General features: G+C 62.6%; 28 protein-coding genes and 1 tRNA gene. 19 read left to right on the top strand and 10 right to left on the bottom strand.

The window, feature by feature from the left end; all coding sequences use genetic code 11:
- Window positions 1–3: 3 nt before the first annotated feature.
- Entirely contained in the window at window positions 4–798 is a 795-nt protein-coding gene (locus D460_RS0125905) for a class I SAM-dependent methyltransferase (RefSeq protein ID WP_018901518.1), read from the top strand.
- On the opposite strand, the gene D460_RS0125900 is transcribed toward D460_RS0125905, so the two are convergent.
- Window positions 795–1,370, bottom strand: a complete 576-nt coding sequence (locus tag D460_RS0125900; RefSeq protein ID WP_018901517.1) for a TetR/AcrR family transcriptional regulator — start codon at window positions 1,368–1,370, stop codon at window positions 795–797. The two genes, D460_RS0125905 and D460_RS0125900, sit on opposite strands and share 4 nt — an antisense overlap.
- A 127-nt stretch (window positions 1,371–1,497) precedes the next feature.
- Between D460_RS0125900 and D460_RS0125895 the strand changes: the two genes are divergently transcribed.
- Window positions 1,498–2,796 (top strand): MFS transporter, encoded by a 1,299-nt coding sequence (locus D460_RS0125895; RefSeq protein ID WP_018901516.1) that lies wholly within the window; start codon window positions 1,498–1,500, stop codon window positions 2,794–2,796.
- 120 nt (window positions 2,797–2,916) lie between these two features.
- Window positions 2,917–3,001, top strand: a tRNA-Leu gene (locus D460_RS0125890).
- A 55-nt stretch (window positions 3,002–3,056) separates the two neighbouring features.
- Here D460_RS0125890 and D460_RS0125885 read toward each other — a convergent pair.
- Both D460_RS0125885 and D460_RS36175 read right to left on the bottom strand, forming a co-directional pair.
- On the bottom strand, window positions 3,057–3,794 hold the full coding sequence (locus tag D460_RS0125885; protein WP_018901515.1) for a hypothetical protein: 738 nt from the start codon (window positions 3,792–3,794) through the stop codon (window positions 3,057–3,059).
- Window positions 3,784–4,383 carry a hypothetical protein gene (locus D460_RS36175; protein WP_155947858.1) on the bottom strand — a complete coding sequence of 200 codons (600 nt, stop codon included), beginning with the start codon at window positions 4,381–4,383 and terminating at the stop codon, window positions 3,784–3,786. The genes D460_RS0125885 and D460_RS36175 overlap by 11 nt, the downstream gene beginning before the upstream one ends.
- A gap of 218 nt (window positions 4,384–4,601) precedes the next feature.
- On the opposite strand from D460_RS36175, the gene D460_RS0125880 reads away from it, so the two are divergent.
- The 3 genes from D460_RS0125880 (at window position 4,602) to D460_RS0125870 (ending at window position 7,628) form a co-directional block, all read left to right on the top strand.
- Complete coding sequence (locus D460_RS0125880) at window positions 4,602–6,344, top strand: cation:proton antiporter (RefSeq protein ID WP_018901514.1); 1,743 nt, start codon at window positions 4,602–4,604, stop codon at window positions 6,342–6,344.
- Window positions 6,345–6,482: 138 nt separating this feature from the next.
- A complete protein-coding gene (locus tag D460_RS0125875) occupies window positions 6,483–7,079 on the top strand; it encodes a YqaA family protein (protein WP_018901513.1) in 597 nt (198 codons plus the stop codon).
- Between the two features lie 42 nt (window positions 7,080–7,121).
- The gene (locus D460_RS0125870; RefSeq protein WP_018901512.1) at window positions 7,122–7,628 is read left to right on the top strand and encodes a disulfide bond formation protein B; all 507 of its coding nucleotides are present in this window, start codon (window positions 7,122–7,124) and stop codon (window positions 7,626–7,628) included.
- Window positions 7,629–7,691: 63 nt separating this feature from the next.
- On the opposite strand, the gene D460_RS0125865 is transcribed toward D460_RS0125870, so the two are convergent.
- Both D460_RS0125865 and D460_RS0125860 read right to left on the bottom strand, forming a co-directional pair.
- A complete protein-coding gene (locus tag D460_RS0125865) occupies window positions 7,692–8,249 on the bottom strand; it encodes an HNH endonuclease (protein ID WP_018901511.1) in 558 nt (185 codons plus the stop codon).
- Between the two features lie 111 nt (window positions 8,250–8,360).
- The gene (locus D460_RS0125860; protein ID WP_051110835.1) at window positions 8,361–9,047 is read right to left on the bottom strand and encodes a DNA-3-methyladenine glycosylase; all 687 of its coding nucleotides are present in this window, start codon (window positions 9,045–9,047) and stop codon (window positions 8,361–8,363) included.
- Between D460_RS0125860 and gluQRS the strand changes: the two genes are divergently transcribed.
- A complete protein-coding gene (gene gluQRS / locus D460_RS0125855; RefSeq protein ID WP_018901509.1) occupies window positions 9,046–9,927 on the top strand; it encodes a tRNA glutamyl-Q(34) synthetase GluQRS in 882 nt (293 codons plus the stop codon). The genes D460_RS0125860 and gluQRS overlap by 2 nt on opposite strands.
- On the opposite strand, the gene D460_RS0125850 is transcribed toward gluQRS, so the two are convergent.
- Window positions 9,874–10,806, bottom strand: coding sequence for a YihY/virulence factor BrkB family protein (locus D460_RS0125850; RefSeq protein ID WP_018901508.1), 933 nt, complete (start codon window positions 10,804–10,806; stop codon window positions 9,874–9,876). The two genes, gluQRS and D460_RS0125850, sit on opposite strands and share 54 nt — an antisense overlap.
- Before the next feature lie 77 nt (window positions 10,807–10,883).
- On the opposite strand from D460_RS0125850, the gene D460_RS0125845 reads away from it, so the two are divergent.
- From D460_RS0125845 to D460_RS0125815, 7 genes are all read left to right on the top strand, one after another.
- Window positions 10,884–11,717, top strand: coding sequence for an SDR family oxidoreductase (locus tag D460_RS0125845; protein ID WP_026283551.1), 834 nt, complete (start codon window positions 10,884–10,886; stop codon window positions 11,715–11,717).
- Window positions 11,718–11,732: 15 nt separating this feature from the next.
- Window positions 11,733–11,936, top strand: coding sequence for a twin transmembrane helix small protein (locus D460_RS0125840; protein ID WP_018901506.1), 204 nt, complete (start codon window positions 11,733–11,735; stop codon window positions 11,934–11,936).
- A 21-nt stretch (window positions 11,937–11,957) separates the two neighbouring features.
- A complete protein-coding gene (locus D460_RS0125835; RefSeq protein WP_018901505.1) occupies window positions 11,958–12,536 on the top strand; it encodes a cob(I)yrinic acid a,c-diamide adenosyltransferase in 579 nt (192 codons plus the stop codon).
- Between the two features lie 37 nt (window positions 12,537–12,573).
- Window positions 12,574–13,359 carry a rhomboid family intramembrane serine protease gene (locus D460_RS0125830; RefSeq protein ID WP_018901504.1) on the top strand — a complete coding sequence of 262 codons (786 nt, stop codon included), beginning with the start codon at window positions 12,574–12,576 and terminating at the stop codon, window positions 13,357–13,359.
- A gap of 173 nt (window positions 13,360–13,532) precedes the next feature.
- Window positions 13,533–14,279, top strand: a complete 747-nt coding sequence (locus tag D460_RS0125825; protein WP_018901503.1) for an electron transfer flavoprotein subunit beta/FixA family protein — start codon at window positions 13,533–13,535, stop codon at window positions 14,277–14,279.
- A 23-nt stretch (window positions 14,280–14,302) separates the two neighbouring features.
- A complete protein-coding gene (locus tag D460_RS0125820) occupies window positions 14,303–15,232 on the top strand; it encodes an electron transfer flavoprotein subunit alpha/FixB family protein (protein ID WP_018901502.1) in 930 nt (309 codons plus the stop codon).
- 187 nt (window positions 15,233–15,419) lie between these two features.
- The gene (locus D460_RS0125815) at window positions 15,420–16,301 is read left to right on the top strand and encodes a 3-hydroxybutyryl-CoA dehydrogenase (RefSeq protein WP_026283550.1); all 882 of its coding nucleotides are present in this window, start codon (window positions 15,420–15,422) and stop codon (window positions 16,299–16,301) included.
- 258 nt (window positions 16,302–16,559) lie between these two features.
- On the opposite strand, the gene D460_RS0125810 is transcribed toward D460_RS0125815, so the two are convergent.
- Window positions 16,560–17,222 carry a TlpA disulfide reductase family protein gene (locus D460_RS0125810; RefSeq protein ID WP_018901500.1) on the bottom strand — a complete coding sequence of 221 codons (663 nt, stop codon included), beginning with the start codon at window positions 17,220–17,222 and terminating at the stop codon, window positions 16,560–16,562.
- Window positions 17,223–17,264: 42 nt separating this feature from the next.
- Here D460_RS0125810 and argH point away from each other — a divergent pair, with 42 nt between their 5' ends.
- The 5 genes from argH (at window position 17,265) to D460_RS0125785 (ending at window position 23,771) form a co-directional block, all read left to right on the top strand.
- Window positions 17,265–18,665: an argininosuccinate lyase gene (argH, locus tag D460_RS0125805; protein WP_018901499.1), complete on the top strand. Its 1,401-nt coding sequence runs from the start codon at window positions 17,265–17,267 to the stop codon at window positions 18,663–18,665.
- Window positions 18,666–18,801: 136 nt separating this feature from the next.
- Complete coding sequence (locus D460_RS0125800) at window positions 18,802–18,996, top strand: lipoprotein (protein ID WP_018901498.1); 195 nt, start codon at window positions 18,802–18,804, stop codon at window positions 18,994–18,996.
- A gap of 12 nt (window positions 18,997–19,008) precedes the next feature.
- Window positions 19,009–20,277: a diaminopimelate decarboxylase gene (gene lysA, locus D460_RS0125795; RefSeq protein WP_018901497.1), complete on the top strand. Its 1,269-nt coding sequence runs from the start codon at window positions 19,009–19,011 to the stop codon at window positions 20,275–20,277.
- A gap of 165 nt (window positions 20,278–20,442) precedes the next feature.
- Window positions 20,443–23,193 (top strand): TIGR02302 family protein, encoded by a 2,751-nt coding sequence (locus D460_RS0125790; protein ID WP_018901496.1) that lies wholly within the window; start codon window positions 20,443–20,445, stop codon window positions 23,191–23,193.
- A gap of 125 nt (window positions 23,194–23,318) precedes the next feature.
- A complete protein-coding gene (locus D460_RS0125785) occupies window positions 23,319–23,771 on the top strand; it encodes a hypothetical protein (RefSeq protein WP_026283549.1) in 453 nt (150 codons plus the stop codon).
- 53 nt (window positions 23,772–23,824) lie between these two features.
- Here the strand turns inward: D460_RS0125785 and D460_RS0125780 are convergent, their stop codons facing one another.
- The 3 genes from D460_RS0125780 to D460_RS0125770 form a co-directional block, all read right to left on the bottom strand.
- Window positions 23,825–24,184 (bottom strand): response regulator, encoded by a 360-nt coding sequence (locus D460_RS0125780; RefSeq protein WP_026283548.1) that lies wholly within the window; start codon window positions 24,182–24,184, stop codon window positions 23,825–23,827.
- Window positions 24,185–24,381: 197 nt separating this feature from the next.
- Window positions 24,382–24,924: a hypoxanthine phosphoribosyltransferase gene (hpt, locus tag D460_RS0125775; protein ID WP_018901493.1), complete on the bottom strand. Its 543-nt coding sequence runs from the start codon at window positions 24,922–24,924 to the stop codon at window positions 24,382–24,384.
- Window positions 24,925–25,091: 167 nt separating this feature from the next.
- Window positions 25,092–25,766 (bottom strand): hypothetical protein, encoded by a 675-nt coding sequence (locus D460_RS0125770; protein WP_155947857.1) that lies wholly within the window; start codon window positions 25,764–25,766, stop codon window positions 25,092–25,094.
- Window positions 25,767–25,939 lie beyond the last annotated feature (173 nt).

Here is a 25,939-nt window from a genome sequence, read left to right as displayed (position 1 = left end):
ACCATGACCGTCATCCCCTTCGAGGCCCGCCGCTTCCGCTCGACGGCCGCCTATTACACCCGCTACCGCGTGCCCTATCCGGACGAGCTGATTGCCCGCGTCGCCGAGCGCGCCGGCCTGCAAGCTGGCGAGCGCCTGCTCGACCTCGGCTGCGGCCCCGGCCAGCTTGGCATCGCCTTCGCCCGCATGGCAGGCGCAAAGGTCACGGGCATCGATCCCGAACCGGAGATGCTGGAGACGGCACGCGCCGATGCCGATTTGGCCGGCGTCGCCGTCGATTTCATCCACGGCTCGTCCTACGATCTCGACCCATCGCTCGCACCGCTGAAGATGACGGTCATGGGCCGCTCCTTCCACTGGATGGACCGTCCGGCGACGCTCAAGGCACTCGACGCCATCACCGTCGACGACGGTTGCGTCGTGCTCTTCGGCGATCGCCACATAGCCTCCACGCCGGATTGGCGCGCCGCCGTCAACGCGCTGTCGGAAACCTTCGCGCCGGAGCGCAACGCCGACCGCGAGCGCCGCAAGGGCCCGGACTGGGTCGCGCATGAAACGGTCCTGCTGCAATCGCCCTTCAACCATCTCGAGCGGATCGGCATTATCAGCGAACGCCAGCTGACCGCGGACGACATCATCGGCCGCGCCTTCTCGACCTCGGTCACCTCGCCGGAAACGCTGGGAGACAAGGCTGAAGCCTTCGAAGCCGAACTGCGAGCAGCGCTTGCAAGGTTATCGCCGGATGGCCGCTTTGCCGAGACCGTCGAGATCAGCGGCCTGATCGCCCGTCGCGGCTAACTCTTAGCCGGCGAAAGAGCGTCACGCGTCGTGAACAGGAAATTGTCGGACAGCTCCCGGCTCTCAACCGCACGCGCCAGAATGACGGCACCCATCATCGCCGATAGCGTCGTGAAACCCTTGGCGCGGCGCTCTTGCGCGCTGTCGCCGGGCACGATCTCTGAGAGGATATCGACTAGCGCCGAGAGCCCGTCATTGAAGGTCGAGCGCACGGCACCCTGGCTGCGACTGACCTCCTGAACCAGCGAGGCGAAGACACAGCTGCCGCCGGGATCGTCGACGCTGCAACGCGAGAGATAATGATTGAGGAGCGCATCGAGCGGCGCGTCTGGCGCACTTGTTATAATCTCGTTCCAGCGGATCTTCACCCGATCGATCAGCGCCCGGCTGACTTCGAGCGCCAGATCTTCCTTCGACTGGAAATGGCCATAGAAGCCGCCATGGGTCAGACCCGCGGCCTTCATGATCTCGGCCACGCCCGTGGATTCGAACCCCTTCTCGCGAAACAGCACGCCCGCGACACCGAGGATCTTCTCCCGGTTCTCCGCGAATTTCTCCCGGCTGACGCGCATAACAAGGCTCCTAAAAAACACCGCTTGACAATTTATATGACGCGCATCATCAATAATCAACAATGATGATGACCATCATCTAAATATTTGCATTAGCCTTCCGGCAACCCCCGAACGGAACAGCCCCATGGTCTCCACTGCACTTGCCTCCACGCTGGCGCGGCGCAACATCCACTACGGATGGGTCGTCGTCGCCACCACCTTTCTCACCATGCTGGTCACCGCAGGCGCCATGGGCGCACCGGGCGTGCTGATCAAGCCGCTGCAGGACGAGTTCGGCTGGGAGACATCGCAGATCTCGTCGGCGCTTGCCGTCCGCCTGCTGCTCTTCGGTCTGATGGGACCCTTCTCCGCCGCCTTCATGAATTACTTCGGCGTCCGCAAGGTCATCGTCTTCGCCATGATCCTGATCTCCAGCGGCTTCGTCGGCTCGCTATTCATGACCGAAATCTGGCAGTTGCTGCTGCTCTGGGGCATCGTCGTCGGCCTCGGCACCGGGCTGACCGCCATGGTGCTCGCCGCCACCGTCTCGGCCCGCTGGTTCACCAAGCATCGCGGCCTCGTCGTCGGCATGCTGTCGGCGAGCTCCGCCACTGGCCAGCTGGTCTTCCTGCCCCTGATGGCGCAGCTGACCGAGAGCTACGGCTGGCGCGCCACCGTCTTCTTCGTCTGCGGCATGATCCTTTTCGCCGCTCTCGTCGTGCTCGCCTTCATGCGCGACCGCCCCTCCGATCTCAACCTCCCCTCCTTCGGCGAGGACCGCATCACCCCGCCGCCCGTACAGACCGGCGGCCTGCTCACCATGCTCGCAGCCCCGATCGTCGTTCTCAAGGAAGTCTCGAAGACCTCGACCTTCTGGATCCTGTTCGCCACCTTCTTCATCTGCGGCCTGAGCACCAACGGCCTGATCCAGACGCATTTCGTCACGCTCTGCGGCGATTTCGGCATCCTGCCGGTAGCAGCCGCCAGCGTGCTCGCCGTCATGGGCATCTTCGATTTCTTCGGCACGATCGGCTCCGGCTGGCTGTCGGACCGTTTCGACAATCGCTGGCTGCTCTTCTGGTATTACGGCCTGCGCGGCCTCTCCCTGCTCTTCCTGCCGTTCAGCGATTTCTCCTTCTACGGCCTGTCGATCTTCGCCGTCTTCTACGGGCTGGACTGGATCGCCACCGTGCCGCCGACGGTGAAGCTCGCCGCCGAACGTTTCGGCAAGGAAAAGGTCGGCATCGTCTTCGGCTGGGTCTTCACCGGCCACCAGCTGGGCGCGGCCACAGCCGCTTATGGCGCCGGCCTGTCGCGCACCGAGCTGCAAAGCTATCTCCCCGCCTTCTTCATCGCCGGCGCCTTCTGCCTGCTCGCCTCCATCCTGGCGATCACGATCAAGAAATCCGGCCTAGCAACCCCGGCCGTCTCCGCCGCTCACTGACAAACCCTTCCGGCCGAAGCCATTCGGCCGGAAGCCCCACGAAATCAGCCCGATACCCGCATCCCCGTCTTGCGCCATCAGTCAAACGCATGCTAGACACCCGCCTCGTCGGTATCCGTTGCCCCATTGGCGGAATTGGTAGACGCGCTCGACTCAAAATCGAGTTTCGAAAGAAGTGCTGGTTCGACTCCGGCATGGGGCACCACTGGACTGCTGCAGACCCGACGTCTGCATCAACCGCCATCTTCTCTTTTGTGTTTTCAAGCCGCGCGCTTGAACGTTTCGATCGCGGCATCCAGCTGGATGATCTTCGCCGTCCGTCCAAGCAGCGGCAGATGCGGCGTGTTCTCGCTGTCGGTGATAACAGCAACACGTACCGGCGATTGTTCGCCGAGATCCTTGATGTCGAGGAATTTCGACACTGCGGCATGCACGGACGACGCATGAGGCACGACCAGATCGAACAACGACGCGTGTCCGCCGATCTCAATCATCGCATCGAAATTCCAGGGCGAACTCGCACCTTGAACCACAACCTCGCGTTCGACATGCGCCTGAGGAAAGGCCACAGTCAACCGCGACCAAAGCTCATATCGCTGGTCCATCGCACGCTTCTCGGATATCCGCGCCGCTGTGTGATCGACGGCTTCCTTTGACGCGTTGGCAACCGCGATTGCCGCGGAAACCAGCGCTTCGCGGGGAACCTCGATATCGAAGACCATATCGCTGTCGAATCTGACACCAAAGCGCTCTGCGGCGGCCTTGGCTATTCTCGTGAAAACAGTGCTTCCGTCCATAAGGTCGGCTTCGCGCCGTCCCGCCCCCAGGTCCGAGACGAAGTATCCATCTTCACTTTCCTGGAAACGCAGCACGACGCGCGCGCCGCCTGGATATAGCAGCGGCGTGACCACCATTGCCCCCTCGTTTCCGCCACGGGAATAGGAGAGCGCGCGGGACACCTCTTCGGCAATCGCGTTTATCGAGATTCTATCGATCATATCGCAGGCTCCCATTCCATTCAGGTGCAGGCAAATCATCAAGGCCGGAAATGTTGAAATGCGCCCCGATCACTGCCCAGATTTCCCGGAAAGACTGTGGTTCCTTATCCAGCGCCCGAGCATTTGGCAAATTGCTTACCGGAACGAATGCATCGGCTCCGATCCTGGCATTATCCTCGCACGTGTGGATATGAGAACCGTTAATTTCCGGCGATAGATGAAATCGTCGCCAGTGTCTGTTCGTATGCGGCGCGGTCGGTGCAAAGTCGATCCGGCTGACGCACACCCACCGAACTGCGTCATATATCTCAAAAGTTGCCGTGACATCTTCCATAGGTCGATTACGCCACACGCCGATCCGAATGCGAATGTCTTCCAGCGCAATATCGTTGCTATCGGAAACCGTGATGATCATCTCGGATCGCGACGCCATATCGGAGATCAAAGGAAGCCTTCCGGCGTCAGTCGCTTGTTTCCGGCTTTCACGATACATGGCCCCATCGGACCATGCAGGCCAACCGAATATGTTCTTTGGTTCGGCGACGATTGCCTGCCAAGCTTCCAATTTGGGCGGACGAGAAGAACTCACCAAACCTCCCGGACAGCAACGATTTACACGCCTTCGTTTAGAACCAAATCTCCGTTACTCGCGATATTGGTGTCAAGAGTGCCGCTTCACGATATTTGGACCTTGGCATGGTGGTGGTAGCCATCACCGCCGATATTGCCGTCTCAATTTAAATCAGCAGTTTAATTTCCCCCGCACATCGGTCAAAGTGCCGGCTCCCAAAAGGAGAACACATAAGCGTGCATCACGACGTCCCCCTCATTGCCACCATTGCCGTCAGTTTCGGGTTCGCGGCGATCCTTGGCTATCTTGCCGATCGCCTGCAGCTGCCGCCGCTGGTGGGCTATCTGCTGGCCGGGATTTTGATGGGGCCGATCACGCCGGGGTTCGTGGCCGATACCGGGCTTGCGAGCCAGCTGGCCGAGATCGGGGTTATCCTCCTGATGTTCGGCGTCGGGTTGCATTTCTCGGCGCGTGACCTGCTTGCCGTGCGCGGCGTCGCCATTCCGGGCGCGATCGTGCAGATCCTGGTCGCGACGCTGCTCGGCGTCGGGCTGGCGGAATGGTGGGGGTGGAGCCTCGGCGCCGGCATCGTCTTCGGGCTGAGCCTGTCGGTCGCGAGCACCGTGGTGCTCCTGAAGGCGCTGGAGGAGCGAAATCTGGTGAATGCCGCGAGCGGCCGCGTCGCCGTCGGCTGGCTGATCGTCGAGGATCTGGCCATGGTGCTGGCGCTGGTGCTGCTGCCTGCTTTGGCCGAGCTGCTCGGCGGCCACGCGCCATCAGGCGCACATGGCGCCGCCATGCCGCTGCCGCTGACCATCGCGCTGACGCTGCTGCAGGTCGGCGCCTTCGCCGCCATGGCGATCTTCCTCGGCCCGAAAGTCGTGCCGTGGCTTTTGATCCGCGCCGCCCGCACCGGCTCGCGCGAACTCTTCACTCTAACGGTTCTGGCATTGGCGCTCGGCATCGCCTTCGGCTCGGCGCAGATCTTCGGCGTGTCCTTCGCGCTCGGCGCCTTCTTCGCCGGCGTGGTCATGAGTGAATCCAGCCTCAGCCACCGCGCCGCTGCCGATTCCCTGCCGTTGCAGAACGCATTCTCGGTGCTGTTCTTCGTGTCTGTCGGCATGCTGTTTGATCCGTCGATCCTCCTGCGCCAGCCGCTCGGCGTTCTCTCCGCCTTGCTCCTGATCATCGTCGGCAAGGGGGTGATTTCCTTCGTCGTCGTCACGCTGCTGCGCTATCCGATCGGCATGGGCCTGACGGTGGCCGGCGGCCTGGCGCAGATCGGCGAATTCTCGTTTATCCTCGCCGGCCTCGGCGTGACGCTCGGCCTGCTGCCGACCGACGGGCAGGACATCATTCTTGCCAGCGCCATCATCTCGATCACGCTCAACCCCATCGTCTGCGCCGGCGCAGAAGCGCTGCATGGCTATATCCAGCGCCGCTGGCCGCAAAGCGCCCGCCACGGCCACGCCAATTTCGACCTGCTGAACGACGAGCTCGACAAGATCCGCGCCATCACCGAAGCGCGCGAACACCAGCACCAGCTGGAAATGCGCGAGCTCAGCGAGACCTTCCCGCTCTTCGCCAATGTCGACGAGAACTCGCAGGAAGAGCTGCTCCTGCTGTTCCGCCCGAAATCCGCGCTTCCCGGCGAGCGCGTCATGCGCAAGGGCGATCGCGGCGGCGGCATGTATTTCCTGTCGGCCGGCGCCGTCGAAGTGCAGCTGCCGGATGATGCGATAAGGCTCGAGCCCGGCGCCTTCTTTGGCGAGATGGCACTTTTGAGCGGCGGGCGCCGCAACGCCGACGTGGTCGCTGTCGATTTCTGCCATTTCTTCGTGCTGGAACGGCGTGATTTCAACATGTTCACGGCGAAACATCCGGCGCTCCGCCAGATGGTCAGCGAGATGGCGCGCGAACGCACCGAGATGAATGTCATGCGCCAGAAGCGCGTCCCTTCATCAGGTATCGCCTCCTGATCCCGCGCCATCACGGCACAATCCCCTTGTACGATCACGAAGAGTTTTTTACCGCACTGCCGCATGACTGACACAGCAGCCATTTACAGGCCGATATCAGGCCCATAAAGCTCATGCACGCAACCTGAAAGGACCGGAATGCTTCGCAGATTGTACGACTGGACCATGTCGCTGGCATCTCGCAAATCGGCCGAAGTCTGGCTTGCCGTTATCGCCTTCGTCGAAAGCTCCGTCTTTCTCGTTCCGGCCGATGTCCTTTATTTGCCCATGGCGCTTGCCAAGCCCGAGCGCGCCTATCGCTATGCGCTGGTGGCAACCGTCGCCTCCGTTCTCGGCGGCATCGCCGGCTGGGCGCTCGGCTATTACGCCTATGATACGATCGCCCGCCCTGTCCTTGAATTCTACGGCAAGCTCGATGCCTTCGAGCAGATGCGAACCTATATCCACGACGAATGGGAAATCCTGCTGCTGTTGCTGGTGACCTCGGGTCTCGCGCATCTGCCGCCGATCAAGATCGTCACCATTCTCGCCGGCGTCATTCACATGAACCTCGGCTTCTTCATCATCTCGGCGATCATCGCCCGTGGCGCGCGCTTCCTGTTTCTCGCCTGGCTGCTGCGCCGCTATGGCGAACCGATCCGCCACTTCATCGAAAAGCGCCTCGGCCAGATCACCGCGATCGTTGCCGGCGTGCTGATCGTGGCAGGCGTCGGCTACAAGCTGCTTGCCCACTGATGATCCGCTAATCCCCATGCGCCATTTGCCCGGAGCCCCCGCATGACCTTCTCTGTCCGCCGTCCCACTTTCATCTATTCCATCGTGCTGGCGATCGGCATGGCCGTGGTCATCGGCTCCGCGCTCGGTTTCCAGTATATCGGCGGCTATATTCCCTGCGAGCTCTGCCTGATGCAGCGCCAGCCCTATTATTACGGCATCCCGCTGGTCATCATAGGCGCCATAACATCGGCGCTCGGCCTGCCCAACTGGATCGGCCGCACCTTCCTGCTGGCCGGTGGCCTGCTGATGATCGTCGGAGCCGGCATGGGCGTCTATCACGCCGGTGTCGAATGGCACTTCTGGGCAGGCCCCACCGCCTGCTCGACCAGCGCCAGCAGCATGACGCAGAATGCTGGCGATCTCCTGACCGAACTCAACACCATCAAGGGCCCCTCCTGCACCGAAGCCGCACTGCGCGTCGCTGGCCTCTCCATGGCTGGCTGGAACGTGATCGCAAGCCTGATCCTCGCCGCCTTCGCCTTTATCGGCGTGCGCAAGTCTGCCTGACCAAGTCTGCCTGATCCATCGAAGCGTGAAGCAGTCCTGCCCGGAAACGGGCCGGACTGGGGATCAGGGCTGCAGTTCGCTATCCCAGTAGAGATAGTCGAGCCAGCTATCGTGCAGATAGTTCGGCGGGAAGAGCCGGCCATTGTTGTGCAGGTCCTGCACGGTCGGCTGGTAGGGCTTCTGGTGCGGGAACATGCCTGCCTGCTTCGGGAGCTTGCTGCCCTTCCTGAGATTGCAGGGAGAGCAGGCCGCCACGACATTCTGCCACGTCGTCTCGCCGCCATGGGCGCGCGGAATGACGTGATCGAAGGTCAGGTCGTTATGATCGCCGCAATACTGGCACTCGAACTTGTCGCGAAGGAACACGTTGAAGCGCGTGAAAGCCGGATTGCGCGAAGGCTGCACATAGGTTTTCAGGCACACGACGCTCGGAAGCCGCATCGAATAGCTCGGCGAGGAGACCGAATGTTCGTATTCCGCGATGATATTCACACGGTCAAGAAAGACCGCCTTGATCGCGTCCTGCCAGGACCAGAGCGACAAGGGATAATAACTCAGCGGCCGATAGTCAGCGTTCAGAACGAGCGCTGGCAGGGCCTGAGGTGAAACAGCAATCGTCAAGGCACTCTCCTGATCGATTCGGCATCTGCACTCTTATATTAGGCCGGTTGTGACGGCATTGTGAAGTCCAATAAATTCAAGCCACACAATGGCATTTGTATGTGTTGCCGTTCAGCCGACCGGAACCAGGCCGCGGCCCAGTTTCGCTGCATAATACGCCCAGAAAAGCCGCGCCGCCACCGATCTCCACGGTGCCCAGTCCGCCGCCATTGTGGCCAGCTGTCGCGCGCCGGGCCGCGCATCCAGGCCGAAGGCCGCCGCCACCGCGTTCTGCAGCGCCACGTCGCCGGATGGAAAGACGTCGGCATGGCCGCCGCAAAACATCAGATAGACCTCCGCCGTCCATGGCCCGACGCCCTTCAGCGCCGTCAGCGCCGCCAACGCCTCCTCCGGCGGCAGGCCTGACAGAGCCTGCAGGTCGAGCCCGCCGGAGGCGACAGCCTCGGCGATCCGTGTCAGCGTCTCCGCCTTGGCGCGCGACAGACCGACCTCGCGCCACGCCTCGGGGTGCAGGCCGGCATAAGCCTCGGCCGTCAACACGGCATCCTCAGGCCGCATCCGCCGCCAGATCGCCTCGGCACTCGCCCGCGACACCATCTGCGACACGATGATATGCGCCAGTCCCTCGAAGCCGGGTTCCCGCAATCGCAGCGGCAGCGGACCGGCATCGGCCGCGATGGGAACCAGACGCGGGTCGATGATGATGAGTTCGGCCAATCCCTGGGCCACATCCCCGTCGTTGCGAATGATATGCACGCTTCCTCGCGATATTCCAAAATCCGTGGCAGAAGAAAGCATGATCGCGATTCCCCGTCAAAAGCCCGTCTTCCGTTTTGCCCCGAGCCCCAACGGCCCGCTGCATCTCGGCCACGCGCTCTCGGCCTTCCTGAACCGCGACATGGCCGACGCCGCCGATGGCCGCTTCCTGCTGCGCATCGAAGACATAGATCTCACCCGCTGCACACCCGAATTCGAAGCGGGCATTTACACCGATCTCGAATGGCTCGGTATCGACTGGGAAGAGCCGGCGCGCCGACAGTCGGAGCATTTCGACGCCTATCAATCGGCATTGGCCGACCTGATCGACCGCGGCCTCGCCTACCCCGCCTTCCTCACCCGCGGCGAGGTCAAGGCCAAGGTCGCGGCATCCGAGGCACAAGGCGGCGCATGGCCGCGCGATCCCGATGGCTCGCCGCTCTACCCCACTGACGATCGCGACCGCCCCTTAGGCGAGCGGCAGGCGATGCTGTCCTCCGGCCTGAAACACGCCTGGCGGCTGGACATGGCAAAGGCGCTCGAACTCATCGGCGAACCGCTCACATGGCAGGAGACCGGCGACGCCGAACAAGGCTTGATCCCTGCCGACCCATCATCCTGGGGCGATGTCGTGCTGTCGCGCTCGGATGCACCGTCGAGCTATCATCTTTCCGTGGTGGTCGACGACGCGCGGCAAGCGGTCACCCATGCCGTGCGCGGTCTCGATCTCTTCCACGCGACTTCGGTGCACCGCGTCCTGCAGACGCTGCTTGATCTTCCGGCACCCACCTATCACCACCATCGCCTCGTCACCGACGTTGCCGGCCGAAAGCTCTCGAAAAGCAGCGGCGATACCGGTCTCTCGGACCTACGAGCCCGAGGCGTCCCGTCGCACGATATTCGCCACCTCGTCGGGCTTTGACGGCTTCTGGCCCTGGCCGCTCAGGAAGTTGTGCGAGAAGATCGCCCGCACCCGGAACTTCAGCAGTGCCGCGTTGAGCTCGGCGCCGATGATGAAGATCACCCCGATCATGTAGAGAAAGATCAGAACGATCATCACCGAAGCCAGACCGGCATAGGTGGCGGCGTAATTGGCGAAGGTCGCGAGATAATAGGCGAAGATCAGCGCGCCGATGAACCACAGGATCAGCGTCAGAAGCACGCCCGGCACGACATCGAACACGCGCCGCCGGCCGGCCGGAAGCCACAGATGCACGACCAGCAGGCCAACCGTCAGCACGAACAGCGTGCCGTAGATACGCCAGTTGAAGACGATGTCGAGCGTATCGGCAAACAGCGGAAACCATTGCCGGGCATAATCGAGCGCCAGCGGCACGGCCACGAGCAGGATGCTGATCGCCGCGAAGATCGTCACCGCGATCATCACGAAGCCGAGGCTGGCGAGACGGGTGAAATACCACGGCCGCGTTTCCTGCACGCGATACGCGCGGTTGAGCGAGATGCGCAGCGCCTCGACACCGTTGGAGGCGAAGTATGCGGCCGCCAGCACCGAGATCGTCAACAGCCCGCCGCGCGGCACGGTCAGGACCAGAAGAACCTGGTCGGCGAGCGGCTTGGCGATCGCCTCCGGCCACGTATCGAAGACGAGGTGAACGGCGGTCATCGAGAACTGGTCGGCGCCGAGGAAATTGGCAAGCGCGGTGCCGAAAATCAGGAAGGGGAAGACGGCGAGAAGCGTGGAAAGCGCGACATGGCTTGCCATGGCGAAGCCGTCATCTTCAAGGAAATGCCAGATCGCATCGTAAAGCACATCATACAAGATGCGAAAAAGTTTCAGCATTCCGGCTCCCGGCATTCCTCATTGTGTCGCCCGATCGAATATGGGAAACGAGTCCTAGTTTGTACAGGAATCATTCCATGTCGGATCAACGCACTATCATCATTACCGGATGTTCGTCCGGGATCGGTGCTTATTGTGCCCGTGCGTTGAAGGCCGACGGCTGGCGCGTCCTTGCGACCGTCAGAAAGTTCGACGATCTGGCGCCGCTTCAGGCCGACGGCATCGAAACCTTCCGCATGGATTACACCAGCACCGATTCGATCGCCGACTTCGTCCGCGAGGTCACGGAGCTCAGCGGCGGACGCATCGACGCCCTCTTCAACAACGGCGCCTATGGCCAGCCGGGCGCCGTCGAAGACCTGCCGACGGACGTGCTGCGCGAGCAGTTCGAGACCAACTTCTTCGGCTGGCACGAGCTGACGCGGCAGATCATTCCGCTGATGCGCAAGCGCGGCCGCGGCCGCATCGTCCAGTGCTCTTCGATCCTGGGCGTCGTGCCCTACCGCTATCGCGGCGCCTACACCGCCTCGAAATTTGCGCTCGAAGGCTTGAGCATCACGCTCCGCATGGAGCTCGAAGGCAGTGGCATTCATGTCAGCCTGATCGAGCCCGGCCCGATCGCCTCACGTTTCGTTACCAATTCGCTTGCGAAGATCAACGAGCATATCGATGTCAGGGGCTCAGCGCATGCCGTGGATTATCGCCGCCAGCTGGCAAGGCTCGATGGCTCCGGCCCGGCCAACCGCCACAAGCTCGGCCCCGAGGCCGTCTACGATGTCCTGAAGCACGCATTGAACGCCCCGCGCCCGCGACCACATTACCCAGTGACGCGGCCGGCCAAGCAGGGCATGTTCTTGAAAAAGCTCTTGCCCGCGGACCTCTTCTACCGGCTGCTGCGCAGGTTCGATTGAGGAGGAGGAAAACCAATGTCTACTGTCGTCTACGTTCTCGCCATCATCGTGATGGGCCTTGTCGCCATCGTTCTGATCCGTGGCCTGTTCAACATGATGAAAGGCGGCGATGCCAACCTGTCCAACAAGCTGATGCAGCTGCGCGTGCTGCTGCAGGCCGTCGCCGTGCTCCTGATCATGCTGACGCTGTGGCTGACCGGCGGCGGTCGCCCCAGCTGATAGACGCGGAGGAGATAAAGCATGGTCAAGCTCAACAAGATCTACACCAAGACCGGCGACGACGGCACGACCGGGCTGGTCGCCGGCCCGCGCCGGCTGAAGGACAATCTGCGCGTCGAGGCCTTCGGCACCATCGACGAAGCCAATTCGGCGATCGGCATCGCGAGATTGCACATGCAGGGCATGCCCGAACTCGATGCGATGCTGATGTCGATCCAGAACGATCTCTTCGATCTCGGCGCCGATCTCGCCACGCCCGACACCGGCACGCCGCCGGAATACGAGCCGCTGCGCATCGTTGAAAGCCAGGTGACGCGGATCGAAAACGACATCGACAAGCTGAACGCCGATCTGCAGCCGCTGAAATCCTTCGTGCTGCCGGGCGGCCACTCCGCCGCAGCCCACCTGCATCTGGCGCGCACGATCACCCGCAGGGCCGAACGGCTGATGGTGACGTTATCGCGCAGCGAGGGAGAGATCGTCAGCGAAGCGGCGCTGAAATACGTCAATCGCCTGTCCGATTTCCTCTTCGTCGCCGCCCGCCATGCCAATGATCGCGGCCACGCGGATGTGCTTTGGGTTCCCGGAAAAAACCGCTAGACTTGACTGATATCAAGCAACTGGACCGCCGGCCCATATGTTCATACCGCTGCACGATGCCAACACGCTGAAGCATATCAAGCTGCAATGGGTGACGATGGGGCTGATCGCGGTCAACATCGTCGTCTGGCTGTTTACCGGCGTCATCGCCACGGAATCGGTCGCGCAGGCGGCCTTCGTCGGCCTCGGCTATATCCCGGCCGTCGCCTTCCACTACGCTCACCTCGAACCGGCGCTCGCAATCACGCCCGAGCCGCTGACCTATGTCAGCTACTCCTTCGTTCATTCCGGCTTCTGGCATCTCGCCTCCAACATGCTCTTTCTCTGGGTCTTCGGCGACAATGTCGAGGATGCGATGGGCCATCTGCGCTTCCTCGTCTTCTATCTCCTTTGCGCCATATCGGGCGCGCTGGTGCACGGCCTGATCGGCATGACCTCGCAGGCGCCGCTGATCGGCGCGTCCGGCGCCATATCGGGCGTCGTCGCCGCCTATCTGATGCTGCATCCGCGCGTGAAGGTCTGGGTGCTGGTGTTCATGCGCGTGCCGCTGCCGCTTCCCGCCTTCGTGCCGCTGATCCTCTGGACCGGCCAGCAATTCGTCATGCTGGCGCTTGAGCCTGACGGTAACGTCTCCTGGGGCGCCCATGTCGGCGGCATTATCGCTGGCGCTCTTCTGGTACTCGTCATGCGCCGGCGCGGGGTGCCGCTCTTCGACAGCGAGGTGGTGACGCCCAAGGCCGTGCGCGACCGCCCGACCCCCAATCCCGCCATGATCACCGTCCCCGGCCAGCCACCGCGCCCGCGCTTGCCCTGGGACAAATGAAGCCGAAAATATTGACGTGAACGTAAAGGTAATATAATCCCCATGGAATTTGCCTGTCTGCGTCATGGAAGCGTTGTCTTTGGAGGAAAAACGCGTATCCATGTCGCCATTCGACAATCGGAGCAGCGCGGAAACGCGCATTTTCTTGGCGAAAGAGTTGAAGGAAGGACCACATGAAGATTCTCGTCCCAGTAAAGCGGGTGGTTGATTACAACGTGAAGATCCGCGTGAAGCCGGATGGCACGGGCGTCGAACTGGCCAACATCAAGATGTCGATGAACCCCTTCGACGAAATCTCGGTGGAAGAGGCGCTTCGCCTGAAGGAAGCCGGCAAGGCCGAGGAAGTGATCGTGGTCTCGATCGGTCCAGCCAAGGCTGAAGAGACGCTGCGCACCGCGCTCGCCATGGGCGCCGACCGCGCCATTCTCGTCGAGACCGACGACCAGGTAGAGCCGCTCGCCGTCGCCAAGATCCTGAAGGGCGTCGCCGACGCCGAACAGCCGGGCCTTGTTATCGTCGGCAAGCAGGCGATCGATGACGACTCGAACCAGACCGGCCAGATGCTGGCTGCCCTCTTGGGCACCGCGCAGGCAACCTTCGCCTCGAAGATCGAGATCGGTGACAACAAGGCAACCGTGACCCGCGAAGTCGACGGCGGCCTGCAGACGATCGAGGTCAAGTTGCCTGCAGTCGTCACCACCGACCTGCGTCTCAACGAGCCGCGCTACGCTTCGCTGCCCAACATCATGAAGGCGAAGAAGAAGCCGCTCGACAAGAAGGCGCCGGCCGATTTCGGCGTTTCCACCGCGCCGAAGCTCAAGGTGCTGAAGACCGAAGAACCCTCCGGCCGCAAGGCAGGCGTCAAGGTCGCATCGGTTTCTGAGCTCGTCGAAAAGCTCAAGTCCGCTGGCGTCCTCTAAGGTTCGAGAAAGGAGATATCATCATGGCCATTCTTCTTCTGGCTGATCACGACAACGCAACCCTTTCCGACCAGACCGCCAAGACGCTTGCGGCAGCCGCGAAAATCGGCGGCGATGTGCATGTGCTGGTCGCCGGCAAGGGCGCCAAGCCCGCAGCCGATGCCGCCGCCAAGCTGTCGGGCGTCTCCAAGGTCCTGCTCGCCGAAAGCGACGAGCTCGCCAACAATCTGGCCGAGCCGCTGGCCGACCTGATCGTTTCGCTGGCCGCAAGCTACGACACCATCATCTCGGCCGCCACCTCGGTCGGCAAGAACGTCCTGCCGCGCGTCGCCGCCCTGCTCGACGTCGCCCAGGTCTCCGAGATCATCGAAGTTGTCTCGGCCGACACCTTCAAGCGCCCGATCTACGCCGGCAACGCCATCCAGACGGTGCAGTCGACCGACGCCAAGAAGGTCATCACCGTGCGTACCGCGTCCTTCGCCGCTGCCCCTGAGGGCGGCTCGGCTTCGGTCGAGGCGATCCCCGCCGTATCCGATCCGGGTCTCTCGACCTTCGTCAAGGACGCACTGTCGACCTCCGACCGTCCGGAACTGACATCGGCCAAGATCATCATCTCCGGCGGTCGTGCACTGGGTTCCTCGGAGAAGTTCCAGGAGGTCATCCTGCCGGTTGCCGACAAGCTCGGTGCCGCCGTCGGTGCCTCGCGCGCCGCCGTCGATGCCGGCTACGCGCCGAACGACTGGCAGGTTGGCCAGACCGGCAAGGTCGTTGCTCCTGATCTCTACATCGCCTGCGGCATCTCCGGCGCCATCCAGCATCTGGCCGGCATGAAGGATTCGAAGGTCATCGTCGCGATCAACAAGGACGAGGAAGCACCGATCTTCCAGGTCGCCGATTTCGGTCTCGTCGCCGATCTCTTCGACGCCCTGCCCGAGCTGCAGAAGGCTCTCTAAGTCGGTGGATGCCCGGTTTCGCATGCGGCGCCGGGCTTCCATGATCGCGCGTCATCTTTCGCACATGCGAGCGACTGGAAAATTATCTTTTTAGGGGCTACTACTGCTGCCGGGCGATCATTCGTCCGGCAGTTTTGTTGAATAGGTACGGCAATCGCGGGGGCGAAGGCCGAGCAGGGGTGTGGAGATGACTGCGGTGTTCAAGACAATCGGAATTATCGGCGCGGGCCAGATGGGTTGCGGCATCGCGCAGGTTTCGGCTAGCGCAGGCTACAAGGTCCACATCTACGATCTCACCCAGGATCGCATCGAGCGCGGCCTCGCCACCATCAACGGCAACCTCGCCCGCCACGTCACCAGCGGCAAGATGACCGACGAGGAGCGCTCAAGCACGCTCTCCTTGATATCGGGCTCCGCCGACATCAACGACCTCGCCTCCTCCGATCTCGTCATCGAGGCCGCGACCGAGGACGAGAGCGTCAAGCGCAAGATCTACGCTACGGTCTGTCCTGTCCTGAAGCCGGAAGCGATCATCGCCACCAACACATCGTCTCTTTCTATCACCCGCCTGGCCTCCGCCACCGATCGCCCCGAGCGCTTCATGGGCATCCACTTCATGAACCCGGTGCCTGTCATGAAGCTGGTCGAACTGGTGCGCGGGATCGCCACCGAAGAGACCACCTTCAAGAAGGCCCGCGAATTCGTCGCCTCGCTGGAAAAGACCGTCACCGTCGCCGAGGACTTCCCGGCCTTCATCGTCAACCGCATCCTGCTGCCGATGATCAACGAGGCGATCTACACGCTCTACGAAGGCGTCGGCACCGTCGATGCCATCGACACCGCCATGAAACTCGGCGCCAACCACCCCATGGGCCCGCTGCAACTCGCCGACTTCATCGGCCTCGACACCTGCCTGTCGATCATGCAGGTGCTGCATGACGGCCTGGCGGACAGCAAGTACCGCCCGTGCCCGTTGCTGGTGAAATATGTTGAGGCCGGCTGGCTTGGACGGAAGTCCGGCCGTGGGTTCTATGATTATCGTGGTGAGGTTCCGGTTCCGACGCGGTAGCGTTTGCTCCGAGCCAGCAGCCCCCTCATCCGCCTGCCGGCACCTTCTCCCCGTTGGGGAGAAGAGACTTTGGGGCGGGCCGCTCGCCTCGCAACTTAGCTAAAGAAATTTCTTATCCAAGGCTTCAGCAGGGCAGAACGCCCACCACCTGCCCTTCTCCCCAACGGGGAGAAGTGCCGGAGCGCAGCGAGGCGATGAGGGGGCCACGGGCGCAGACGTTGCGGCTACCAAACCCAACCGCCCACCACCCCCAAAACACTAAATCCCCACAGCCCCCTTGATCAGCGCCTTGGCATCCGCGCTATCCCAGGCCGCCGGCCCGTTCATCGCCGAGATCAGGCACCCCTTGTCGTCGATCAGCAACGTCACCGGCAGACCGAACGCCAGCCCCTGCTTCTTCAGCCCGTTAAACACCGCGATCGTATCGTCGCGGTAGAGCTTCAGCGCATCGACGCCCGTCTCCGACAGAAACGTCTTCGGCTTCTCGTCGTCGCCGGTGTCGATATTGACGGGCACCACCTGGAACTTGTCGCTGCCGAGTTCCTTCTCCAGCGCGTTCAAGGCCGGCATTTCCTCGCGGCAGGGGACGCACCATGTCGCCCAGAGATTGAAGAGCACCGTCTTGCCGGCGAAGTGGTCGAGCGTCATCGGCTTGCCCTCGGCATCCTTGAAGGCAATCGATGTCATCAGGACCGGCTGTTCGGGCGCGACCATGGCGGCCACCTCGCCCTTCAGGAAGGGCTTGATGCGGGTCGCGATGTCCTTCGTGGCCTTGCATTCGCCCGCCGCCATATCGGCGCCGCCATTGCCAGACCCCGTCTCCTTAATGTAAACCGCTGCCGCACCGGCAATGATGCCTGCGACGACCGCGATCCCGATCAGTTTCAGGGATGGCAGGCGCAAGGGCGTTCTTGTTGTCATTTCATTCTCCCGGACACGCGTTCTTCAAGGCAGGCATCTTTCATGGCCGACAGCACGGACACCAAATCCTCCAACCAGATGTGGGGCGGACGTTTCGCTTCCGGCCCAGATGCGATCATGGAGGAGATAAATGCCTCGATCGGTTTCGACAAGAAGCTGTTTGCGCAGGATATTCGCGGATCGATCGCCCACGCCACCATGCTCGCCCACCAGGCTATCATTTCGGCCGATGATAAGGACAAGATCGTCGAAGGGCTAAACACGATCCTGTCAGAGATCGAGAGCGGCAACTTCGAATTCTCCCGCAAGCTCGAGGACATTCACATGAATGTCGAGGCGCGCCTTGCGACCCTGATCGGCCCGGCCGCCGGCCGCTTGCACACCGCCCGCTCGCGCAACGACCAGGTGGCGCTCGATTTCCGCCTCTGGGTGAAGGAAGAGCTGCAGAAGACCGAACAGCTGCTGACCAGCCTGATCGCAGCCTTCCTCGACCGCGCCGAAGAGCATGCCGATACCGTCATGCCCGGCTTCACGCACCTGCAGACCGCCCAGCCCGTCACCTTCGGCCATCATTGCATGGCCTATGTCGAGATGTTCGGCCGCGACCGCTCGCGCGTGCGCCACGCCATCGAGCATCTGGACGAGAGCCCGATCGGCTCGGCGGCGCTCGCCGGCACCGGCTATCCGATCGACCGCCACATGACGGCCAAGGCGCTCGGCTTCCGCGAGCCGACCCGCAATTCGATCGACACCGTCTCCGACCGCGATTTCGCCATCGAGTTCCTGGCGCTGGCCGCCATCTGCGCCATGCACCTGTCGCGTCTGGCCGAAGAGATCGTCATCTGGTCGACGCCGCAGTTCGGCTTCGTTCGCCTGTCGGATGCGTTTTCCACCGGCTCCTCGATCATGCCGCAGAAGAAGAACCCGGATGCCGCCGAACTCGTGCGCGCCAAGACCGGCCGCATCAACGGCTCGCTGATCGCGCTTTTGACCATCATGAAGGGCCTGCCGCTCGCCTATTCCAAGGACATGCAGGAAGACAAGGAACAGGTCTTCGACGCCGCCGAAAGCCTGGAGCTCGCGATCGCCGCGATGACCGGCATGGTCCGCGACCTGACCATCAACACTGAGCGCATGAAGGCTGCCGCCGGCACCGGTTATTCGACCGCGACCGACCTCGCCGACTGGCTGGTGCGCGAGGCGGGCCTCCCCTTCCGCGACGCCCACCATGTGACCGGCCGCGCCGTCGCGCTTGCCGAAAGCAAGGGCTGCGATCTCTCCGACCTGCCGCTCGCCGATCTGCAGGCGATCAACGCCGCCATTACGGACAAGGTCTATGACGTCTTGACCGTCGAGGCCTCGGTCGCCAGCCGCAAGAGCTTCGGCGGCACGGCGCCGTCGGAAGTGAGAAAGCAGATCGCCTACTGGCGCGCCCGCAACTGATCCCGAAAAGGGCGGAGCGTAACCCGCTTCGCCCCTTCGATTTCGCAAAGCGCGAGACCGCAACAATCAGGGTGCACAAGGCGGATAAACTTCGCTATGAAGGTGTCCATCCGTGACGCTTCCCAAGAGGAATTCCATGCAGACCAGCTTCCCGCAGATCATCCGCCTGACGGTCGTTTTCGCCGTGATCGGCCTTGCCGTCGCCGGATGCGGGCGCAAGGGCGACCTCGATCCGCCGAGCGTGCAGGCAACGAAGGAGGGCGACTCGTCCAAACCGACGCAGCAGCCCGGTGTCAAGGACCGCCACTTCTTCCTCGATCCTCTTCTGTAACAGGCGACTAAAGTGAACCATTTCGAGTATCGCGACGGCATCCTCTACGCCGAGAACGTTCCCGTTCCCGAGATTGCCAAGGCCGTCGGCACGCCCTTCTACGTCTATTCCACGGCAACGCTCGAGCGCCACTACAAGGTTTTCTCGCAGGCCTTCAGCGATGTCGACTCCATGGTCTGCTACGCCATGAAGGCCAATTCGAACCAGGCCGTCCTGAAGACGCTCGGCAATCTCGGCGCCGGCATCGACGTCGTCTCCGAGGGAGAGCTGCGCCGCGCGCTGGCAGCCGGCATCCCGGCCAACCGCATCATGTTCTCCGGCGTCGGCAAGACCGCGCATGAGATGGACTATGCGCTCGAAGCCGGCATCTACTGCTTCAACGTCGAATCCGAGCCTGAGCTCGAGATCCTCAACCAGCGCGCCGTCAAGGCCGGCAAGAAGGCGCCCGTCTCCTTCCGCATCAATCCCGATGTCGACGCCCGCACGCACGCCAAGATCTCGACCGGCAAGAAGGAAAACAAGTTCGGCATCTCCTGGGAACGCGCCCGCGCCGTCTACGCCCGCGCCGCCACCTTGCCCGGCATCGAAGCCACCGGCATCGACATGCATATCGGCAGCCAGATCACCGAGCTGCAGCCCTTCGACGACGCCTTCAAGCTGCTGCGCGAGCTGGTCAGCACACTGCGCGCCGATGGCCACGACATCCACCATGTCGATATCGGCGGCGGCCTCGGCATTCCCTACAAGGACGACAACAACCCGCCACCGCTGCCCGACGCCTATGCCGCGATCGTCAAGAACCAGCTGCGCGAGCTCGGCTGCAAGATCGTCATGGAGCCCGGCCGCCTGATCGTCGGCAATGCCGGCATTCTGGTCACCGAAGTGCTCTACGTGAAGGACGGCGGCGAGAAGACCTTCGTCATCGTCGACGGCGCCATGAATGACCTCATCCGCCCGACGCTTTACGAGGCCTATCACGAGATCCGCCCCGTGGTGATCTCGGCCGCCAACGCGCCGCGCATCAAGGCCGATGTCGTCGGCCCCGTTTGCGAGACCGGCGACTACCTGGCGCTCGACCGCGAAATGGCGATGCCGAAATCGGGCGACCTCTTCGCCGTCAGCTCCGCCGGAGCCTATGGCGCGGTACAGGCCGGCACCTATAACAGCCGCCTTCTGGTGCCCGAAGTGCTGGTCAAGGGCAGCGATTTCCACGTCATCCGCCCGCGCCGGACCTATGAAGAGCTGATCGCGCTCGATAGCGTCCCCGCCTGGCTCGACTGATCAACGGCAATCACTTTTTGGCGAAGACGCGGGAAAAACCGGCATTGACCGGCCCCTGCCCTCGTCTTCGCCACAAAGAGTGTTATCCTTTCCGCACATCAACTTGCCCGGTCGCCGCCGCGCAAGCCCTCTCTGCCCCCTAAACGCCAGATCGCGGAGACCGGATTGAAGAACAGCACCAAGAGCGAAAAGAAAGGTGCCTTTGCCCTGAAGCCGTCGCTCGCACGGCTGGTGACGGCAAAGCGTCTGACCGCCCAATGCGTGTTGCTGTTCGAGCAGGTGCTGCCTCTCACCCTGCCCATCCTGTCGCTCGCGGCACTTTATCTGGCCGCATCCTGGTTCGGCGTCTTCCGCATCGTTCCCGATTGGCTGCGCATCGTACTGCTGATCGCCTTCGGCCTCGGGCTGCTGGCAACGCTCTATCCCTTCCGCAAGCTGCACTGGCCGGGCTCGGCCGCCGCCGACCGGCTGCTGGAAGAACGCAACGGCCTGCCGCATCAGCCGGTCGCCGTGCAAGAAGACGAGCCGGCCTTCGACACGCCCTTCGCCCGCGCGCTGTGGCGCGAGCACCAGACCCGCATGGCCGAGAAGATCGCCTCGCTCGACGCCGGCTTCCCGCAGCCCGATATCGCCTCGCACGACCGCTGGGCGCTGCGCGCCATCCCGGCCCTCCTGATCGTCGTCGCCTTCGGCTATTCGCTGTCGACGAACGGCGGCTCGATCAGCGACGCGCTGCAGCCACGCCCGCAGGCGCAGGCAACCGACCCGGCAGTCCGCATCGACGCCTGGATCACCCCGCCCGCCTATACCGGCCGCGCCCCCGTCTATCTCACCGCGACCGGCAGCGAGCAGGGCGCGATCAAGATCCCGCAATCGTCGAACCTCACCGTGCGCGTCTCCGGCGGCAAGGCCGACGAGAAGGTAGTCTTCGCCCGGGAGGACGGCCAGCGCATCGAGATCGCCGCAGCCGAGAACCCCGCCGCCACGCCGAACGCCCCCGCTTCGGGGACGCCCGCGACACCCCCGCCAGCAACGGCCGAGGGTCAGCAGCCGGCAACGGCAACGCCACAGCAGCAGACCGCCTCCACGCATCTGATGAAGCTCGAGGAAAACGGCACGCTTGAGGTCAACGGCCGCAAATGGGCCTTCGACGTCATCCCCGACAAGGCCCCCGAGATCGCCTTCAACGGCCTGCCGAAACCGACGGTCAACGGCGCGCTGGAGATCGGCTATACCATCAAGGACGACTACGGCGTCCAGGAAGCAACGGCCGAAATCGTGCCTGTCGAGACGGACACGAGCGCCACGCCGCTCTATCCGCTGCCCGAATACAAGCTCGACATTCCGCGCCGCAATGCCCGCGACGCCAAGGGTGTGGCCAGCAAGAACCTCACCGAGCATCCGCTCGCGGGCAAGCGCGTGCGCATCACGCTGATCGCCAAGGACGCCGCCGGCCAGACGGGCCGCAGCCCGCCGCACGAGATGACGCTGCCCGCCCGCCCCTTCAGCGAGCCGCTCGCCGCAGCCGTCGCCGAGCAGCGCCAGACCTTCGCGCTCGACACCCGCAAGATGCCCGAGGCGATCGCACTCAACGAGGCGCTGACGCTGCGCCCGGAAGAGACGATCCCCAATCTCACCAATTACCTGCTGATCGAATCCGCCCGCCAGCGCATGAAGCTCGCCAAGGGCGACGAGGCGCTGAAGGACACGGCCGACTATCTCTGGGACATCGCCATCGGCATGGAGGACGGCAATCTCTCTGAGGCCGAGCGCAACCTGCGCAACGCCCAGCAGAACCTCGCCGACGCCCTGCAGCGCAACGCGCCCGACGCCGAGGTCAAGAAGCTCATGGACGAGCTGCGCAAGGCGATGCAGGACTACATGAAGGAGCTGGCGCAGCGCATGCAGAATGCGCCGATGCAGCCCAACCAGAACGCCCAGAACGTCATTCGCCAGCAGGATCTGGAGCGAATGATGGACCAGATCGAAAACCTGGCCCGCTCCGGCAACCGCGACGCCGCCCAGCAGATGCTGTCGGAGCTGCAGCGGATGATGAACAACATGCAGGCCGGACGGCCGCAGCGTGGCCAGCAGCAGCAGGGCCAGGACAACAGCCAGATGCGCCAGCAGATGGACAAGCTCGGCCAGATCCTGCGCGACCAGCAGAAGCTGATGGAAGAGACCTTCAAGCTCGACCAGCAGCTGAAGGACCGCATGCAGCGCGGCGACCCCAACAACATGAACCCCGACCTCGGGATGAACGACCCGCTTCTGAACGACATGCCGATGGACAATGACGGCATGCCGCAGGATCAGCAGCAACAACAGGGCCAGCAAGGCCAGGGCCAGCAGCAACAGGGTCAACAAGGCCAGCAGGGACAGAACCCGTCGGACGAGATGACGGCCGAACAGCTGCGCGAGGCGCTGAAGCAGCTGCGCGAGCGCCAGGACCAGCTCGGCAAGCAGCTCGGCGAAATGCAGAAGAGCCTCGGCGACATGGGCATGAAGCCCGGCCAGGGCTTCGGTCAGGCGCAGCGCGAAATGGAAGGCGCCGGCCGCGAGCTCGGCCAGGGCCGCGGCGAGCCGGCCATCCAGGGCCAGGGCCGCGCGCTGGAGGCACTACGCCAGGGCGCCCGCGACATGATGAACCAGATGATGCAGGCGCAGCAGGGTCAGCAAGGCCAGGGCCAGGGACCGCAGGGCCAGGTCGGCCAGGGCAACCAGAACGGCCGCGATCCGCTCGGCCGTCCGCGCCGCGCCGACGGACCCGACTTCGGCGACCAGGTGAAGGTGCCCGACGAGATCGACGTGCAGCGCGCCCGCGAAATCCTCGATGCCATCAGAGAAAAGCTGGGCAACAACCCTTCACAGGAGATGGAACGGCGCTATCTTGAACGCCTGCTCGATATTCAATAAGACGCAGGATATATTCTTGATTTCAAACCTGCCCCGAACAGCGGCTTTTCACCCGTATGGGGCTATTCCAAAACCGCGGAAGCTTCGTAATGTCGCGGCGGCAGGCGACGAACGATAGCGATTCGATGGCAATTCTCTTCAAGACGGTAATCGACGAAAACACGGCATTCGAGATGATCGGCAGTGCCCTGTCCGAGCACGGCAACGACTATGACGGCTATCTGAACGTCGTCGCCGACGAAGGTGAGCAGACGCTCACCTGGGGCCCGAACATGCATGCCGAGCAGTTCCAGGCCGAAATGACGGAGATCTTCCGCGCCACCTGGGACATCTGCCCTTTCTGGGTGGTCTACGAACGCCGCGACGATCGCAAGGATCCCGACGCCAACGATATCCGCAACGCCGCCTTCAGGCTGACCCGCGCCTATGACGGCGTGCTCGTCGTGACCCTCAGCCTGCTCGACAAGCGCGACCATGCCGAAGATATCGAACTGATCTTCGTCTGCTTCAAGGAAGACCCGCAGCGCCGGAATTTTCGCGTGCGCTTCGAGGGCAAGTTCATTCAGCCCCAAAACTGAAAAAGCCGGCGAAGACGCCGGCCTTGGTACGATAAATTTGCCTTAGCCAGCCCTCAGGCCGCCAGAGCGCGCGCGACCGCCTTGCGGATATCGGGAAGCGCAAACGGCTTCGACACAACATCGACGATCTTCTCAGCGAGGTCGTCAGCGCGTTCGCGCTGTTCGGCATAGCCGGTCATCAAAAGGATCTTCAGCGCCGGAAAGGCCGACTTCGCCTGGTGTGCGAGTTCGATGCCGTCCATCACGGGCATGCGGATATCCGACAGCAGCAGATCGTAACCGCCGATGTTGAGCTTCTCCAGCCCTTCCGCACCGTCAGCCGCTTCTTCGGTCTCATGACCGTCGAGGCGCAAAGCGCGGGCTACGAAAGAACGCAGGGAATCTTCGTCTTCCGTAATCAGAATTCTTGCCATGGTGTGCATTGCTCCGTTTCATGCCCTACCCGCAAATCACACGACTTTCCTTTGCGAGTGGTAAACGGCCGAAGGCAATGATCCGGGCGATCGACGGGATGGTTAACAACCCGTCTTGAAATGACACGTTTAGAGCATGTCGCGCAAAAGTGTGCAGCGGTTTTGCGGCAACGACATGCGACAAGAAAAAGAGGTGACTACGCGTCGCCGGTGACGACGCCGACGAAGGGAAGCTCGCGGAAGGCATAGGCCACGTCCATGCCGTATCCGACGACGAAATAGTCGGGGCATTCGAAGCCGACATAATCCGCTTCCAGCTTTTCCTTGCGCTTGACGCTCTTGTCGAGCAGCACGGCGATGGTGACGTTGCGGGCGCCGCGCTCGTAGAGCAGCTCCTTGGCGAACTTCAGCGTACGGCCGGATTCGAGAATGTCGTCGATCAGGAGAACGTCGCGGTCCTTCACCTCGCTGTCGATATCCTTGACGATCCGCACACCCTGCGAAACCGTGCCGGTGCCGTAGCTCGACAGCGTGATGAACTCGACCTCGGGCGCAAGCCCGCTGTCATGCAGCGCGCGGATGAGGTCGGCCGCGAAGATGAACGAGCCCTTGAGGACGGCGATGACGAGCAGGTCCTTGGTCGGTCCCTTGGCGATCTCCCGGGCGATGGCATGATTGCGCTCGGCAATCATCTCGGCCGTAAAAAGAGGATCGATATTCTTACCGCGCACCACAGGCATGAAGGCTTGCTCCCTGAAAACAAGCACAAGCCGTTAGCACAAACCGCGCGGCGAAACACCCCATAAAGCATGTCGCGCAAAAGTGTGACGCGGTTTTGCGCTGCTGACATGCGCTAGAACAGAGATCTAAAGCGTGAAGAGCGAATCCGTAGGATTCGCGACACGCTTTAGGGCATGAAAGCGAGCCGAACCTCGGGCGTTTTTCCACCGGGATACTGTATCCTGGAGGAGAAGCCGCGGCTCTGGCCGCCATAGATCACGTCGGCGGGCGCGTTGATCACAACGCTGGCGACCAGCTTTTCGTCGGCGTAGAGGTTGGCGCGGATCGGCCGCACCATCTGCGTCGTGCCGCTGACATTGTCGATGATGCCGTTGATCAGAAGCACCCGCATCCCGTTGGCATCGCGCGGCGTCGCCGTCACATGGGTGAAGTGCAGCGGATCGGTATCGACCGCCGCATTGGAAGCAGACAGACCGGAGAAGCCACCGGAGAGACCGAAGACGAGGACACAGAGCGCGACGACAAGCACGGAGAAATGCTTGAGCGAGGCCTGCTGCAGCCACGCCTCGGCGGCTTGTACGAAGGATGGCGCCTGAACCGGCGCTGCTCGCTCTGTACGCGGCGACGGACGAGCGCCGGCACTGCGGCTGTTGTCGTTGAAGCTGCGGCCCTTGAAGCTGCGATCGTTGAAATCAGGCGCGCGCTGCTTGCCGATGACGACGAACTCGGCGTCGGCGATATCGGCGGGACGGCTTTGCCGGTGCTCGCGCTTCACGGTATCAGGCGGCAGGAAATCATAGGCCCGCCCGGGTGCCTGGCGCTTGAACGAGGAGGATGTCATGACGACCGCCTTTCCGGTATCCACTGCTTTCACGCCCAACCTCGGAGGCGGGCATTGAAACGAATCCTCTCTACTCGTAAATTTTATTGGTTAATGCTTCGCAAAGACCGCCATCAAACAGGCGTCTTTCCGGCGAAATTTACCCGTTGTTAACGGATCTGGTTAACAAGTCA

Source organism: Rhizobium sp. 2MFCol3.1, from assembly GCF_000377565.1.
In the GTDB taxonomy this organism is placed as follows: Bacteria; Pseudomonadota; Alphaproteobacteria; order Rhizobiales; family Rhizobiaceae; genus Rhizobium.
The sequence above is the reverse complement of the archived record's forward strand: the minus strand, read 5'-3'. Positions and strand labels throughout refer to the sequence as shown.